At 64.5% G+C, this 15,430-nt stretch carries 20 protein-coding genes; 15 read left to right on the top strand and 5 right to left on the bottom strand.

What is annotated here, in order from left to right; all coding sequences use genetic code 11:
- From GR702_RS04695 to GR702_RS22035, 13 genes are all read left to right on the top strand, one after another.
- Positions 1-549, top strand: coding sequence for a hypothetical protein (locus GR702_RS04695; RefSeq protein WP_160984800.1), 549 nt, complete (start codon positions 1-3; stop codon positions 547-549).
- Complete coding sequence (locus GR702_RS04700; protein WP_160984801.1) at positions 549-935, top strand: DUF6950 family protein; 387 nt, start codon at positions 549-551, stop codon at positions 933-935. Before GR702_RS04695 ends, GR702_RS04700 begins: the two co-directional genes overlap by 1 nt.
- The gene (locus GR702_RS04705) at positions 935-3,043 is read left to right on the top strand and encodes a phage tail protein (protein ID WP_160984802.1); all 2,109 of its coding nucleotides are present in this window, start codon (positions 935-937) and stop codon (positions 3,041-3,043) included. The genes GR702_RS04700 and GR702_RS04705 overlap by 1 nt, the downstream gene beginning before the upstream one ends.
- Positions 3,043-3,579, top strand: coding sequence for a hypothetical protein (locus GR702_RS04710; RefSeq protein ID WP_160984803.1), 537 nt, complete (start codon positions 3,043-3,045; stop codon positions 3,577-3,579). The genes GR702_RS04705 and GR702_RS04710 overlap by 1 nt, the downstream gene beginning before the upstream one ends.
- Positions 3,580-3,643: 64 nt before the next feature.
- A complete protein-coding gene (locus tag GR702_RS04715; RefSeq protein ID WP_160984804.1) occupies positions 3,644-4,324 on the top strand; it encodes a hypothetical protein in 681 nt (226 codons plus the stop codon).
- Positions 4,321-5,925, top strand: coding sequence for a hypothetical protein (locus GR702_RS04720; RefSeq protein ID WP_160984805.1), 1,605 nt, complete (start codon positions 4,321-4,323; stop codon positions 5,923-5,925). The genes GR702_RS04715 and GR702_RS04720 overlap by 4 nt, the downstream gene beginning before the upstream one ends.
- Positions 5,922-6,830, top strand: a complete 909-nt coding sequence (locus tag GR702_RS04725; RefSeq protein WP_160984806.1) for a hypothetical protein — start codon at positions 5,922-5,924, stop codon at positions 6,828-6,830. Before GR702_RS04720 ends, GR702_RS04725 begins: the two co-directional genes overlap by 4 nt.
- A 12-nt stretch (positions 6,831-6,842) precedes the next feature.
- The gene (locus GR702_RS04730) at positions 6,843-7,199 is read left to right on the top strand and encodes a hypothetical protein (RefSeq protein ID WP_160984807.1); all 357 of its coding nucleotides are present in this window, start codon (positions 6,843-6,845) and stop codon (positions 7,197-7,199) included.
- On the top strand, positions 7,189-7,665 hold the full coding sequence (locus tag GR702_RS04735) for a hypothetical protein (RefSeq protein ID WP_160984808.1): 477 nt from the start codon (positions 7,189-7,191) through the stop codon (positions 7,663-7,665). Before GR702_RS04730 ends, GR702_RS04735 begins: the two co-directional genes overlap by 11 nt.
- Positions 7,662-8,342, top strand: a complete 681-nt coding sequence (locus GR702_RS22030; RefSeq protein ID WP_202408046.1) for a hypothetical protein — start codon at positions 7,662-7,664, stop codon at positions 8,340-8,342. The genes GR702_RS04735 and GR702_RS22030 overlap by 4 nt, the downstream gene beginning before the upstream one ends.
- Positions 8,339-8,545 (top strand): hypothetical protein, encoded by a 207-nt coding sequence (locus tag GR702_RS04745; protein WP_160984809.1) that lies wholly within the window; start codon positions 8,339-8,341, stop codon positions 8,543-8,545. Before GR702_RS22030 ends, GR702_RS04745 begins: the two co-directional genes overlap by 4 nt.
- On the top strand, positions 8,542-8,814 hold the full coding sequence (locus GR702_RS04750) for a hypothetical protein (RefSeq protein WP_160984810.1): 273 nt from the start codon (positions 8,542-8,544) through the stop codon (positions 8,812-8,814). The genes GR702_RS04745 and GR702_RS04750 overlap by 4 nt, the downstream gene beginning before the upstream one ends.
- Positions 8,811-9,035, top strand: coding sequence for a hypothetical protein (locus GR702_RS22035; protein ID WP_202408073.1), 225 nt, complete (start codon positions 8,811-8,813; stop codon positions 9,033-9,035). Before GR702_RS04750 ends, GR702_RS22035 begins: the two co-directional genes overlap by 4 nt.
- Here the strand turns inward: GR702_RS22035 and GR702_RS04755 are convergent.
- Positions 8,984-9,160, bottom strand: a complete 177-nt coding sequence (locus GR702_RS04755; RefSeq protein WP_160984811.1) for a DUF5131 family protein — start codon at positions 9,158-9,160, stop codon at positions 8,984-8,986. The two genes, GR702_RS22035 and GR702_RS04755, sit on opposite strands and share 52 nt — an antisense overlap.
- A gap of 771 nt (positions 9,161-9,931) precedes the next feature.
- Here GR702_RS04755 and GR702_RS04760 point away from each other — a divergent pair.
- Positions 9,932-10,213 (top strand): hypothetical protein, encoded by a 282-nt coding sequence (locus GR702_RS04760; protein ID WP_160984812.1) that lies wholly within the window; start codon positions 9,932-9,934, stop codon positions 10,211-10,213.
- Positions 10,214-10,372: 159 nt separating this feature from the next.
- Complete coding sequence (locus GR702_RS04765; RefSeq protein ID WP_160984813.1) at positions 10,373-11,962, top strand: ABC-F family ATP-binding cassette domain-containing protein; 1,590 nt, start codon at positions 10,373-10,375, stop codon at positions 11,960-11,962.
- 69 nt (positions 11,963-12,031) lie between these two features.
- Here GR702_RS04765 and GR702_RS04770 read toward each other — a convergent pair whose 3' ends face one another.
- From GR702_RS04770 to GR702_RS04785, 4 genes are all read right to left on the bottom strand, one after another.
- The gene (locus GR702_RS04770) at positions 12,032-14,191 is read right to left on the bottom strand and encodes a M3 family metallopeptidase (protein WP_160984814.1); all 2,160 of its coding nucleotides are present in this window, start codon (positions 14,189-14,191) and stop codon (positions 12,032-12,034) included.
- 248 nt (positions 14,192-14,439) lie between these two features.
- A complete protein-coding gene (locus GR702_RS04775; RefSeq protein WP_160984815.1) occupies positions 14,440-14,640 on the bottom strand; it encodes a DUF1737 domain-containing protein in 201 nt (66 codons plus the stop codon).
- A gap of 25 nt (positions 14,641-14,665) precedes the next feature.
- A complete protein-coding gene (locus GR702_RS04780) occupies positions 14,666-14,902 on the bottom strand; it encodes a phytanoyl-CoA dioxygenase family protein (protein WP_160984816.1) in 237 nt (78 codons plus the stop codon).
- A 55-nt stretch (positions 14,903-14,957) separates the two neighbouring features.
- Positions 14,958-15,356 (bottom strand): GFA family protein, encoded by a 399-nt coding sequence (locus GR702_RS04785; RefSeq protein WP_160984817.1) that lies wholly within the window; start codon positions 15,354-15,356, stop codon positions 14,958-14,960.
- Between the last annotated feature and the right edge of the window lie 74 nt (positions 15,357-15,430).

A 15,430-nucleotide genomic window follows, 5' to 3' on the forward strand; every position in this document is an offset into this window, starting at 1 on the left:
ATGCAGCTTCGTGAGAGCTTCGCCCTCCGCATCGAAACGGACGACCCGTTCCGCATGTGGAGCGGTCATGGAGACCTGATCGTCCCGCCTGATATCGTGGAAAGCGAGCCCGCGCTTTACATCGGCGGCGGCGAACTGCTCAACGCGCCGGACTTCGACCAAGGCATCAACTTCACCGCCGAACGCATCGAGATCCAGCTTTCTGGCGCTTCCACCGAGGTCATCAGGCTGGCGATTGAGGCGGCCGCAGAGGTAACGAACGCCCGGGTCCACTTCGTCACGATGCGCTTCGACATGAACTGGCAGCTGGTCGAAGTGGAATACGAGGCGGTGTTCCGTGCGGACAAGATCAGCGTCCAGAGCGACGAAGGCGATGCTCGTTCACGCACCATCACCCTATCGATCGGAACCGAGGACACGAACCGCAATCGTGCGCCGATGGCCTACTTCACCGATCAGGACCAGCGCCGCCGGTCAGAGACCGATGCCATCTTCTCGAACGTGTCCGGCATCAATCAGGGCACCTCACGCACGTTCGGGCCCCGATGATGCTCGGCGAATTCCTGCGCGCGCCCTGCCCGCCGTTCGATTATGTGCAGCACGACTGCAGCCGTTGGCTCGACCGCTACCTTGTAGCGCGCGGGCATCGATCGCCGATGGCTGCGATCGGCATCCAGTACGCCAGCGAGCGCGAGGCACAGCTCGTCATTGGGCGCGGCGGCGGCCTACTCGCGCTGTGGTCCGCGGGCATGGCATCGATCGATGTCGTCAAGGTCGAGACACCAGAACCAGGGGACGTCGCGATCCTGTCTATTCCCACCGATGACGGCACCGACGAGACATGCGGCATATGGACCGGCGTGCGCTGGGCCAGCGTCCATCGCAACGGAACGATGTTCGGTGTCGGCGAACCGCTCAGTATTTGGAGGGCATGATGGCGGCCGTAGCACGCGCGATCGTCTCGCCCCTCAGCATCATCGACAAGGGTCTCGGCCGGGCCGTCCTGCAGGTCGTGGCGGTGGTGGCCGCCTTCATTCCAGGAGGCCAGCCTATCGCCGCTGCCGCCGCCCTCGCCCTGGCCACGCTGTTCAAGCCCAAGGGACCGAAACCTGAGCAGCAGGAACGCGCGATCAAGACTGCTCTGCCCCCGCGTGTATCGGCCTACGGCACAGTCAGGCTATACGGCGCCTATATCCTCTACCAGACCAATGAGGACGGATACGCCTGCGATGCATGGGCCTTCCATGATGGCAAGGTCTACCGCATCTTGCGCCACTATCTGCGCGACATTCAAGTCACGGTGACCGGCGGGTGGGTGCAGAAGAAGGACGGTGAGTTCGGGGGTGGCGATACCATCCAGATCGGCACGCGCCTTGGCTTGCCGACTGAGACTGCATTCTCCGAACTGATTTCTCGCCTTCCGTCAGTCTGGACCGCCAATCACCGCGGCGCCGGCGTGGTGACGGGTTGCATGATCTCCAAGCCGGTCAAGGCGAAGAACTTCAACGATGTCTATCCGGCGGGCGGGCCGGATGCGAACGTGTTGTCCATAGTCGTCGATGCCCAGCATGTGTTCGACTGGCGCGACCCCACGCAAGACCCGGAAGATCCCGACACATGGAAGTGGAGCGACAACGCAGCGCTCTGCACCGCGCACTACTACATGAACCGCGCCTACAAGGATTGGGCCACGCACTTCCTGCCGACGCTGGAATACTGGACGGCGGCTGCGGACGATTGCGACAGCCTGGTCCCCCTCAAGGCAGGCGGCACCGAAAAGCGCTACCGCGTCGCACTGGCGCACAAGCATACCGATGCTCACAAGGTGACAATCGGCAACCTGCTGGCCTGCTGGGACGGCTTCGTGGCACCGCGCGCCGATGGCGCCCTCGTCGCCTGGTCCGGTCGCTATGTCGATCCCGATCCTGACGACCTGATCGGCCCGGATGAGATCGTGTCCTATTCGTGGGACTATGGTGTCGTCGATGAGGACCAATTTAACGAGATCGCCGTCTCTTACCTGTCTGCGGACCACGACTACACGACGGTGGATGCGACCGCATGGCAGGATATGGATGCGATCAGCGCCGCCGGGGAGATCAAGTCCACGGCGCTAGAGAACTCGGTTCCGAGCCACGGACAGGCACGTCGCCTCGCCAAGCGCCTGATGGCGAAGACCATGGCTCAGCATCGCGGCTCGGTCACTACGAATGCCAAGGGCCGGAAGATCCGCGGCAAACGCTTCATTCCGCTGCACCTTGAGGAGGCTGGCACGGTGTTTTTCTCGGGCACTGCCGAGATCGTGCGTCTGCGCCGCAACCTCCAGACCGGCGGCGTCACCTTCGACTGGATTGCCGCTAACCCGAACATCGACGCTTGGAACGCGGCAACCGAAGAGGGTGAGCCCGCCCCAATCGGCAATCGGGTCGCCCCGCAGCCGCTGGAAACGCCCACGATCTCCACTGCTGCGGCGGAACTGGACAGCACCGCGACCGGCGCCCGAATCCGCATCATGGTCGAAGGCTATGATCGCGACGATATCACATGGTACGCTCGCTGGCGCGCCACCACGGACGCAAGCTGGAACGAGCAGGAATACAGCGATGTCGACCCGGGACCAGCAGCGCTGCTGGTAACGTCCGTCGTGCCGGTCGACATAGCCGTTGACGTGGCCGTAGCATACTCCACGGGTGACGGGCGCGTCTCGCCGTGGTCCGAGGCCAGTAGCGTCAGCACCTCGACGGCCAGCCTTGCCCCTGCCCCTGCTACGGAACTGACCGCCACCGGAGCCGCCGGTTCGGCAACGGTCGCCTGGCGCAATCCAACGTCGAGCAACTTCGGCTATGTGCGCATCTATCGTGGCACAACGAACGTGTTCAGCGCGGCGGCCCAGATCGGCGGCGACATCACCGGCGGCCTTGGGCAGGTTCAGCAGGTCACGGACACAGTGACAGCGGGCGTTTGGTACTACTGGGTTCGGGCCTACAGTGCGGGGGGCGTCGCGGCGTCCCCGACCGGCCCGCAGAGCGCGACGGTGACGTGATGGCGATCAAGATGAACGTGGTCGGTGGCGCGGTCACCCAAGGCGGGAAGCTGGCTCCCTATGTGGCCGACAAGGGCGATCCGGGGGCGCCGGGCGCGGCATCGACAGTCCCGGGACCCGGGGGGAATAATGGTTGGACGCCCGTGCTCGCCGGTGAGGCCGACGGCACGCGCACGCTCATCAAGGTCGCGGACTGGACTGGCGGTCAGGGCACGAAGCCCGCCACGGGCATGTACATCGGCACCGCCGGCTATGTCGCAACAAAGGCCCAGGCGTTCAACTTCAACGCGTCGAAGCGCGTCGTGCCCTTCTCGAGCGGACCGACAAATGCCCAAGGGTATCGCGGTGATCAGCTTCGCGTCGGCCGGCTTCTCCTCCCCGCCGGTGGTCGTACCGCTCAAGGCGACAACGGCTGTCCTTTCGAGGGATACCTCGACAACCATCAGCAACGTCACGAAGGACGGCTGCACCGTTACGGTCCGCGGAGCGACGCTGCTTACCGGCCTCGTCAGCCTCTTGGTCGGTGCAGTCGCTAACGTCCTCGTCATCGAGCAGTGATGGCGGTAATCCGCGCCATGCCCGTGACCCATGCTCACGCGCATGAAGCTCTTTCCCGTCTGCCTGTTCGCGCCCAACGGCAACGAACCGTACCTTGATCGCCGCATCATCAGCGGCGGGACTGCCCTGAGCGGTGGCGAGACGCTGATCGGGACCGATGGCGGCGGCCGGGTGGTTGTCGAGTTCAACGACTTCGATCTCGATGAGCCCGAGGTCGCGCGAGCTTGGGATGCGATCGACGCCTACATGGACGGCGGCCTACGGCCCATGATCGTGCCCTTGTGTGACGCGGTCCACCAGCCTGCGTACCAGTTCGACGGCGTCCCTCACAGTGACGGCACCCCATTCTCCGATGAAAGCCTGTACAGCACGCCCGGCACGGACGTGTCGCTGGCGGCCGATGCGCCTCTGCGCGCGACCGTTATCCAGATCAACATGGCGGCCATCAACGGCGATCCGCTGGGTTGGTTTGCCATAGATCACGAGAACTGGCGCTGGCGCTGTTACAAGGTCGCCGAGATCCTGGCGCAGACCGCGACGACCGCGACGATCTCGATTCGCCCGCCTCTGCGCGAAGCAACTCTCGCTGGCGTCCCGATCGATTTCGCCACTCCCCGCTGCACCATGCGCATTGACGGCGACATGCGGGCGCCTCGCAGCATGGGCTATGCCGAGGGCCAGCCCCTCAGGTTTGTCGAAGACATGACCGGGAGCTACACATGACCGCAGGCACCGAAGCGCTCAAGCAAGCCTTCCGCGACTTCCAGACGGACGGGATACCGGCCTCGGGCGCTAACGAGCCGATCAAGCCGGAGATCCGCGCTGCATTGGACGCGCTCAACCTCGACATCGTGTCGGCAGGTGCCGGCGGTGATCCCGACGCCGTACGCGCGATCATCGAGCCCGCCCGAAACGATGCGGTGGCCGCCGCCGGCTTCCCCACCCTCTCCGAAGCCAACACCTTCGCCCCTAGCATGACGACGGGCCAGCGCACGACGGTATCGACCTCGGACACCGGAACGCACGCTGCCGTTGCTGGCGAGGTGCGCCTTGATGGAACGGCGGCGACGGTGGGCGAGGCCATTCCGAACGCTGGCGTGTACGAGAAGCAGGCAGGCGGGGCGCTGCTGCGAGTGGGGAGCTTGGGGGAGCAGATTTCCACTGAGCAGGCGGCCCTGGCGGAATCGGCGCGTGAGGCCACGGAAGATGCTCTTGATGCAGCCAGCGGCTTGCTCCTTCCCAACTACGACCCGTACTTCACCTCTTTCCTTGACGCCTCTATCGATATCGATGGCAGGATCATGGACGCGGCTGTCGATTACCAAAATCGGCCCTACGAGACGCCGCTGAAAAGCTGGGCGACGCCTCGGGTCCAAAGCGCGAACTACGAGCCTCGCGTCGTCAATGGACTGTTGTGGGTGCGCCCTGCGACCGGAGCGGATCGCCAGCTTACGACGACGCCAGCCCATATCCGCAACGTCATGATGTCTCCGAACGAGCAGTCTGTGTTCTTCGAGCAGTACATGGGCATGCGACTTGGCTGGCAGCGGATGCACATTCGCGCTGACGGGACGCAAATTGCATATCCGCGCACATCCACCAGCGACATATGCGGCGACGGTGACAGCATCTCTGCGGGGAATGGGGGCACCGCGAACGCTGCAGGCACAGGGCTTTCCGGCGCATCGGTTCCAAATTCCTTCAATGCGGGTTCGGGGTATCCTTTGGCCCTATGGCTGGACCCGCAATTCCGGGCTGCAGGTATCGAAGTTTACAATTTCGGTTTTTCCGGGTCGCCGTCATGGGCGATCGCGGACAATTACGAAGCGCTCGCGGACGACGATCCTCGCCTTTCGATGACCAACATTGTCTGTATCGGGCGAAATAATGTTGACCCGGTGGTAAATCTTGCCGACCTCAAGCGAATTGAGGCGAAGATGAAGCCATACAATAAACGGCTCATTGGTTTTGACATTCCTTATCGCCGCTCTTCGAACAAAATCGGGATGGCTGCGAGAACGCAGGTCGATGCTGCCAACGCCGCGATGAAAGCATACCTTGGCCCCGAGCGATGGGCCGACACCAACGCGCACATGATTGATCCGGGGCCCAATGGAGCCCTTGCGATAGCTATCGCGCGCGGAGACGTAGATATAACTGAGCCGACCGCGCAAGACCTGCAAGATTTTGCGGACGGGGTTCCTCCGCAATCCCTGATCTTCCAGGGCGATGGCGGTGACGTTCATCCGAATAACGCTGGCCACTATGCAAACAAGGACGTCATCAAGCCCGTCCTCGTCGCAAACGGAGTGCTCTCACAATGATCAGGCGGGGAACGAACATCAGCCTTTCCGCTCGCGCAGCCGCTGCAGGCGACACGGCAGGCATCAATTCTGCTGCGCTAAGCGAACTGGCCCACTTCCACAAACTCAAGAACCTGTATCCGAATGTCAGCGACATCTGGGACTTTCGGCATAGTCGCAATCGCCCGGACTCTCTTGCGATCGGTACGCAGTTTCCAAACCTTGTGCTTGGCCGCGACCCCGCCGTGGTTGATCGAGTGGCGGGACTGACGCTCACCGGCAACGCTCTGCGTTTCACCGGGTCTGCTGCAAGCACTACGCCACGTATCCAGTTGCCAAACTCCGCGAGGCCGGAGCCCGGCATGAAGCAATACGGCTTCCTGTTGATGGGCAACATCATCTCCAAGAGCGGGACCGTTGCGCATGGGCTTCTGGGATGGGGTGTGCCGACGACGACCGGCATCGCCGTAACCCTTCCTGCTACGGCCTCGGCGACGGGGAACTTCGGCTCTCGTTTCAACAACGCCAACATCGGCGGGGTCTATGACGAGACCTTCAACTCTCCGGTCTACCCCGTCCCCTCTCAAGCGGCGACCTACACGGTAGGCACCCCCTTCATGCTTGGGCATGGTTGGTACGGGAGCACCGAGAATCTCGGGACGAAGCGCTGGACCACGCTCAACGACAAGTTCGGTCGCCAGATTTCCACCACTGACGGCACGTTCAGCGGCGAGACGAGCGATGTGCCGTTCTACGTCGGAGGCACGAGCAACAACAACAACGCCGGGCTCATCTTCGACGTGTTTGGCATCGCCATCGTCAAGTGGATGAACTCGCAAGGCGAGCCTCCCGCAGACGTTCGCGAGGTGTGGCGTGCGGCTTGGAAGATGATGGGGCTGGACTTGCTGGCGGGCTATACCCCGTGATCGTGTCGACCCATGCCTGAAACCGGCAACACCGAGCAGAGCATGAAGGTGGCGGAGAGCATCGCCACTGCCGTGCTCGACAAGGTGCTCACCCGCCATCCGGAGTTGAAGACGGGGCAGACGCCGGGCGACCTCATCCTCAAGTGGATGCCGCTCGTCGTCGCCGTCGTCACGGCCTTCTGGACGCTGGCGATCCAGTCGAAGCAGGTGGACGAGAATTCGTCCGACATCGCCAAGCTGGAAGCGCGGTACGACCAGACACAGGTCATCATGCAGTCGGTAGACAGCCGCCTCGCCCGCATCGAGACGACGCTCGATATCGTGACCGGCGGGAAGCAGGGGGCACAGGCCAGCGGCCATGCTCGATAGCGCTCTGACCTGGCTTGGCAGGCACGCCCCACTGCTGATGATCTTGTGCCTGGCGGGCGCGCTGATCGCTTCCGAGGCGGCCCGGATGCGCCATGTGCGCGCCGCCAGCGATTACCGCGCGCTGTGGCAGCGGGAGGTTGCAGCGCACCGGCTGACCATCACGAACAACCGCATGCTGGATCTCGAGACACGCCTCGCCAGCATCCCGAGGAAGGACGTTCCCGTTGAGTACCAAGATCGTCTTGCTGACGTTCGCCTGCGCTTTGATCGCATCGTGCGCGGGCAAGCAGGCCCAGTCTGCCCCGCCCCCATGCGTGTGCAAGCTCCCAAGCCCCCCGCCAGAACTGATGAACCCGCCGCGTGCCCGATGAGCGAGGCCGAAGCGGAAGAGGCCCGTGCTGCGATGATCCGGCTAGCCGCCCTGCAGGAGTGGGTGCGCGCGAATGTTGAAGGAGTGAAACCATGACCGACCTTCGCACCATTCAGGCCCATGTCGGGGTGGCCGCCGACGGTATCCTGGGGCCTGCAACCCTCAAGGCGATCGGCAAGGCGCTGGGCATCAGCGAGCAGGTCCACACGATGGGTGATCCTGCCGCCTTCTTCGCCGCCGTCCGGAAGATCACCGGCCCGCTCAACAGCACGCAGGTCGAGACGATCAACGGGCTACTCGCGTCCGCCGCGCACTGGCCCGTCGGGTGGCTGGCGTATGGCCTTGCAACCGCATGGCACGAGGCCCGGCTGATGCCCATTGAGGAAATCGGCAAGGGCAAGGGCCGCCCCTACGGCATCCCCGGGAAGTACGGGCAAGCGCAATATGGTCGCGGCCTGGTCCAGCTCACCTGGGACACGAATTACGAGTGGGCCGACAAGGCAGTCGCCGAAGCCGGACTGCTGCCGCGCGGCGCGATCCTGGCTGACTTCTCGCTCGTCATGCGCCCCGACATCGCTGCCTTCATTCTGGTGAAGGGCATGGAAGACGGGGCGTTCACCGGCAAAAGCCTCGGGGACTACGTTGGCCAGCGCGGCACGGTCGCTGAGTTCACGGACGCCCGCCGCATCATCAACGGGACGGACAGGGCGGCAATGATTGCGGGATACGCCGTGCAGTTTCAGGATGCCGCAGTGTCGGGAGGCTGGGCATGAAGTCCGTGCATCACTTCTGGCTCGCGGTGCTCGTGATCGGCGGATACCTGTGCTTCGGCGCGCTTGCTATCTTCGTGCCGACCGAAGAGGGCTCAACGATCTTCGTCAACACCGTGCTGGCCACGATGGGGCCGCTTGTCGGGTGGGTTGTGAAGGCATGGTTCGATGAGGCCCGTGCCGCGCGTCAGGATGGCGGGCAGTGACCTACCCCCGCCAAAAGCCGGGCCAGTCTCTCGATCAGCATCAGGCTGAAATGGCGCGCTGGATGGGCGTCAGCGTCGAGACGATGAACCGGGCTCACGATCCCCTTCACCACGCCTTGTGCGCCATGCTCGACCTGCCCAGCCAATCCATGCGCCAAGCGGCGGGCGAGGACATGACGGCGAAGGACTATCACCTTGCTTCGCTCGAGGAACAAGCAGTTCTGAACGTCCAGCGCTTCATGCATCAGGCGGGAGGAAAGCTGCCATGATCTTCGCCTGGTTCACCGCCCTCCCCAGAAACGCCAACCTACTCCTCGGCGCCCTTGCAGCGCTTTCCCTTGCTGCGCCAGCAGCCGCCCGCGACACTGACGCCCAGATCAAGCAACGGATCATCAAGCAATCCATTGCATCGTATCCGGGGAAGCGGACCTCACCGTTTCAGACCGGCCCAGCCTTCGTCTGTGTGGTCAGGCCCTTCCGGCTCGGGTGATTGCGGAGCCTGGTACCCGCAAGTCGCATCGCATAGCAGTTCGTACAGCCGGGGGATGCGAGCGAGCAGCCATTGACCACATTCGCCGTGGCGTCAGTCCACTCAATTTTCGTGTGATCAGCCATGCTGACCACCGTCGAAAATTGGTGAGACAGCAGCCTCGGGACTCGGCAGACTACCGTCGGTCAAGTTTGCGGGTGAGACATTCTCAAACCCGCAGAAATCCTCACTTCTGGCAGACCTACTCGGGGAGCCAACATCTTCTAGATGGCCCGGCTCCGTCACTCGTGAAGGGTGAGCCTGCCTTCTCTCCCACATCAGATAATTCGCAGGGCGCTCCCCGGGCCGCAGGTCATACGCTGCTTGGCCGAAGCCGTACGCGAATCGGCGGCTTTCGCGTGCCGCACCGATGCTGGCGGCAGAGCCTGTCGCCTGCGCGGCGGCAGCCCCCGACCGGTGCTGCCGCCGGGGCCTCAGCGGGCCTTTTTCAAGCGGCGGGTTTCGCCGAACTTCACGGCCACCCATCTGCGCGCGAAACTGTCCCGCACGATGTAACGGGTGCAGGACGTGCACTCGCGGACGTAGACACTACCATTCCATCGATCGCTGCCCTTGCGAGGTTGATGGCGGTTCAGCAGGCACAATATTTTTCGCATAATCAGACAGTAAGAGTACAGTTGAGGGGGATCATGCCCTAGCCTTCAACAAGGCTGGCGGGCAAGTCCTCCGTTCCGGAAACGGAACATCTCGGAAGCAGGTGCGGAAGGCGCACCTCTCATCCCCGCTTCATGACTGGAATTACGCGTGCCTTGATCCAGATCAATTGCACTCAGCTGCAATCGGTTGTAACGGCCGCGCCAGACTCCGCCCAGCCTTACCAGAGACGATCGTCGATCATGCGCGAACGCATCAAAGCCCTCGAAGACGCCATCCTGCACCTGGAGGGGGCGCATTACGCGCTTCACGACATCGTGGCGCGGATCCTTGCAAAGGCTCCGGCCGAAGAGGTTGAAACGATCGCTACGAGCCTTGCCGATCAGGTATCGGTGCATGCCGAGAAGATCGGTGCCATCCGCCTCGCCGGCTATACCGAGGAAGTGCGCTCGGTTGCAGAGGAAGCGAAGCACAACCGCGCTGCCGGGCGTGAGCTTGTTGCCCGGATGGCCCGCGGCCGCTGAGCCGCCGCTCCCGCACCCTTGCGCGGTGTGCCTGTACGGTGTGCTTGTGCCGCCGCTTGTGTTCGACTATGCCTGCGCGCTCCCGCGAAGGAGTACGCGCCATGGACATCTTCCTGACTGCAAAGCCGCCCCGCCTTGCCGCCAGCGAAAGCCACGTTCATGCCTGCCACGCCTCCTGCGTTTTCGATCTCCCTTTCCCATCTCACATGGTCTGCGCCTGACGGCCAGCGCGTCGTCGATGATCTCACGCTCGATTTCGGGCGGGAGCGAACAGGGCTCGTAGGGCGCAACGGCGTCGGCAAGTCCACGCTCCTGAAGCTTGTCGCCGGACAGCTGATCCCTGCCAAAGGCACCGTGACAGTGCATGGCTCCATCGCTGCGATGCGCCAGATCGTGCAGATCGAACCCGGCGAGACCCTGGCCGACCTGCTCGGCGTGGCCGGCGACCTTGCCCTTCTGCGCCGGGCCGAGGCGGGAACCGCTACGCTCGACGAGCTTGATGCCGCAGACTGGTCGCTGGGCGCCCGGGTCGAGGAAGCGTTGGCGCAGATGGGGCTGGCAGCGCCGCCCGAGACGCCGCTTGCTCATCTTTCTGGCGGGCAACGCACGCGCGCCGCACTCGCGGGAATGCTGCTGGCGCGCCCCGACTTCATGCTGCTGGACGAGCCCACCAACGACCTCGACCGCGATGGACGGCGGGCCGTCATCCAGATGCTGCGGGGATGGCGTGCCGGCGCCGTCGTCGTCAGCCATGACCGCGAACTGCTGGAGGAGATGGACGCGATCGTCGAATTGACCAAGCTTGGCGCGGCGCGGTTCGGCGGCAACTGGAGCCACTACCGCGAGCGCAAGGCAATCGAGCTGGCCGGGGCCCGGCACGATCTCGCCGTTGCCGAACGCGCGCGCAGCGAAGCGGCTCGCAAGGCACAGGTCACGGCCGAGCGACAGCAGCGCAGAGACGCTGCGGGAAGCCGCAATGCCGCACGCGGCGGCATGCCCCGCATCCTCATGGGCGCGCGGCGAGAGCGGGCCCAGAACAGCGGCGCAGGCAATGTGCGGCTCGCCGAGAGGCAGCGCGGCGAAGTCGACCGTGCCGTGGAACAGGCCCGCGAACGGATCGAGCGGACGCCGCCGCTGGCCATTGCGGTTGCCTCCACCGGCCTCGCTCCCTCGCAGAGGCTACTGACGCTGGAGCACGTGACCGCAGGATACGGGGGCGCGCCCGTGCTTCGCGACGTCTCGCTGACGATGGTCGGGCCCGAACGGGTCGCCATCATTGGCGCGAATGGATCGGGCAAGTCCACGCTGCTGCGCGTCGTCGCCGGCGAACTGGCACCGCTGGCGGGACGTGCCACGCGGCATGTGGCCTTTGCGATGCTGGACCAGCGCGTGAGCCTGCTCGACCGGGCGGCGACGCTGGCGGAGAACTTCGGGCGGATCAATCCCGGCGTGAGCGGCAATGCCTGCCGCGCCGCACTCGCGCGCTTCGGCTTTCGCGCGGGTGGCGGGGACCGGCTGGCCGCGACGCTGAGCGGCGGGCAAATGCTGCGAGCGGCGCTCGCCTGCGCGCTCGGCAATCCGGCACCGCCCCCGCTGCTGATCCTCGACGAGCCGACGAACCACCTCGACATCGACACCGTCGCGGCTCTCGAAGCAGCGCTTGCCGCTTATGACGGAGGACTGCTGGTGGTGAGCCACGACGCCCGGTTCCTTCAGAACATCGGCGTGACGCGCGAGATCGCGCTGTAGCGGCTGGATCGGCAGGCAGCGGGGCGGGCGCCGGCTCTCTCGCCGTCGCCCGCCCTCACCTTCCCCTCTTTACTTCTTCGCGGCGAGACCGCGCGCTTCCAGCATCGGCTGAACCTGCGGGTCATGGCCGGTGAAGTCGCGATAGAGCTCGCCGAAGTCCTTCGTGTGGCCCTGGCCCAGGAACGACTTGCGGATGTGATCGCCGTTGGCGCGGGTCATGCCGCCGTTCTTTTCCACCCAAGCCCAGCCATCGTGCGCCAGCATCTCGGTCCAGATGTACGAGTAGTAGCCCGAGGCGTAACCGTTGTCCCAGATATGCCGGAAGTACGGGGTCTTGTAGCGCGGCGGGATCAGGTCGGTGTTGAGCCCGGTCGCGGCCAGCGCCTTGGCCTCGAACGCCATGGGCGGCTGTGCCGCTTCCTCGGGCGAGAGCTGGTGCCACTGGATGTCCATCATCGCGGCCGAAAGCGTCTCGCCAAGGCCAAGGCCCTGGTTGAAGGTGGACGCCGCCTTGATCTTGCCGACGAGCGCCTCGGGGATCACCTGCCCGGTTTCGTGGTGCTTGGCATAATTGTTCAGCACCGCCGGAATGGTGGCGAAGTTCTCGTTGAACTGGCTGGGGAACTCCACGAAGTCGCGCGCGGTATTGGTGCCCGACAGCGAGGGGTACTTCTGGCTCGCGAAGAACCCGTGCAGCGCATGGCCGAATTCATGGAACATCGTCTCCACGTCGTCATAGCTGGCAAGCGCCGGCTGGCCTTCCGCAGGCGGCGCGATGTTGAGCGTGTTGGAGATGACCGGCTTCTCGCCCAGCAGGTACGACTGCTCGACGAAGTTGTTCATCCACGCGCCGCCCCGCTTGTTGGACCGGGCGAAGGGATCGAAATAGAAGATCGCCAGTTCGCTGCCGTCGGCATCGCGCACTTCATAGGCGCGCATCGTCGGATGATAGACCGGCAGGTCCGTCCGTCGCTTGAAGGTCAGGCCATAGGTCTTGTTGGCAGCGAAGAACACGCCGTCTTCCAGAACGCGCCACACCTCGAAGTACGGCTTGATCTGGTTCTCGTCGAGATCGAACCGGGCCTTGCGGACCTTTTCGGCATAGTAGCCATAATCCCAAGGCTCGAGCGTGATGTTCTGCCCTTCGGCCTTCGCGGCGTCCTGCAGCATCTTCGCCTCGCGGTCCTGCGTGGCGCGAAGAGCCGGTACGAAGCCCTTCATGAACTCCATGGCCTGTGCAGGCGTCTTCACCATGCGATCGTACATCTGGTAGGTCGCAAAGTCGGGCTTGCCCATGAGCCTTGCCTTCTTCGCGCGCAGCGTCGCCATCTGGGTGACCATCGCCGTGGTATCGTAGGCGTCGCCGCCCGACGTACGGTTGACGCTCGCGTCCCAGAGCTTCTTGCGCGAGGCCCGGTTGGTCAGGCTGGTGAGCGCGGCCTGCTGCGTGGTGTTGCCCAGCGCCAGCATGTACTTGCCCGGATGGCCCTTGTCGCTCGCGAGCTTGGCGGCGGCGGCGATCTCTCCGGCGGAAAGGCCGTCCAGCTCGGCAGCGGTGTCGAACAGCGGGGCCTTCGCGGCGGTGGCCGTGGTCAGCTTCTGCGAGAACGCGGTCTCGAGCTTGGCGATCTCGAGGTTCAGTGCCTTGAGTTCGCCCTTCTGCGCGGCCGAAAGCAGCGCGCCGCGGTGGACGAACTTGTCGTACGTGGTCGCCAGCAGCATGGCGTCCTCGCCGGTGAGCGCCTTGCCGGCCGGGCTGTCGTGAACCGCCTTCACGCGCGCGAACAGCGCCTCATCCAGATAGATGTCGTCGTTGAGCGCGCTTACCTGCGGGCTGATCGCGGTGTCGATCGCGTCCAGCGCATCGCTGGTGTTGGCCGAAGTCAGTTGGCCGAAGACGGCGTAGACCCGGTCGAAAAGCGTGCCCGCGCGCTCCATCGCAACGATCGTGTTCTCGAACGTGGGGGCGGAGCGGACGACCGTGATGGCGCGGATCTCGCGGCGCTTGGCGGCGATGCCCGCCTCGAGCGCGGGCTGCCAGTCGGCGTCCTTGTAGAGGCGGAAGTCCGGAGCGTGGAGCGGCAGCGTGCTGGGCTGCGCGAAGGGGCCGGTATACTCGGCCGCCGCAGCGGGACGCGTGGTCTGGGCATGCGCGGTCATGGGAATACCTCCAAGCAGGCCGGCGCCAAGAACGAGAGGGGCGGCGGCGGCCATGAGCCGGTTCTTCATCTGGCTTTTCTCCTGGCTTCGGCAGCGGAGGAAATGCCCTGGCGGAAAGTGTACCGCTTCCCGGGCGCGCTGCCGAAATGTCGATGCTCAGGCTTGAAGCGCAGAAGGTTCGCGGGCGCAAGCACTCGAAAGCACCGAAACTGCAGCGTTGCGCAAAAACCGGACAGCGTGTTCGATCCGCAAACGAAGCAGGCATCGCAGCAGGTGAAAAGTTACCGGTAGAAGGGCACCGCTACGGCGCCCGGCTCTCACTTCAAGACGTCGGCCTCATGCCAGACCACTGCCTGCGCCGCCTTCATGCAGTTCTCGGCGGTGTCCCATGCAAGCGAGGGGGAGCCGTAAAGCCGCCAGCCCTGGGCGAGAGCTTCCGACACCCGCTCGCAGAAGGCGCGATCGTCGGCGCCGGTCAGGAGGCGGTAGATTGGGCGATCTTCCGGAGTCTGGTACATGGTCGTGTCTTTCTGATAGCCGATGTCAGATGCCTAGCCACTCCAGCCCTGCTGGCAAGTCCTGCCCGGTGTAATCCACCTGCAGCACCCGCCGCCGTCGGCCGGGCCGTGCGGCATCGGAGGCGTGCAGGATGGGCGTGTGATAGATCCAGCCGTCACCGGCCTCCGCCAGGCAGGCATGGACCGGAAACCCCGCTGCCAGTTCCGCCGCCCGCGCGGCAGGAACCCGACCGATCCTGTGTGAACCTGCCGCGATCAGCAAAGGCGCGTTGCAGAAAGACGCTGCGCGCCGTCGCGGGTCAATTCGAGATCGCCGTTCACCCGGGAAAGCGGTCGAACTCGTGGAGGGCGGCGATGTCCTTCATCCAGCCGATGCGCTCCGCCACCTGGATGTGCGCCTGGGGCGGCAAGGCATCGGGATCGTCGAGCGTTGCGACCTGTATGTCGACAAGCCCGGGCAGGTAGGCCTCGTTCACGTAGTAGAGCCCGGAGCCGCATGCCGGGCAGAAGTGCCGCATGGCCGCCCCGCTCGAATTGTAGACGGACGGCGTGCCCGCGGTGACCGCGAATTCAGGCGTCGTGTAGGCCGCCCAGGCCACCATCGGCGCACCGGAGGACTTGCGGCAATCCGCGCAGTGGCAAAGGGCCACATGCTCCGGCTCACCCTCTATCCGGTAGCGCACCGCGCCGCACTGGCATCCACCCTCAAGCGTCATCGCGAATCTCCTTCGCGGGAAAGCTACGCGATTTGCAGGAACATTCAAGGAACGAAATTGCTTCGGCGCAGGCC

The sequence above is a fragment of the Novosphingobium silvae genome (assembly GCF_009856825.1).
GTDB lineage: Bacteria > Pseudomonadota > Alphaproteobacteria > Sphingomonadales > Sphingomonadaceae > Novosphingobium > Novosphingobium silvae.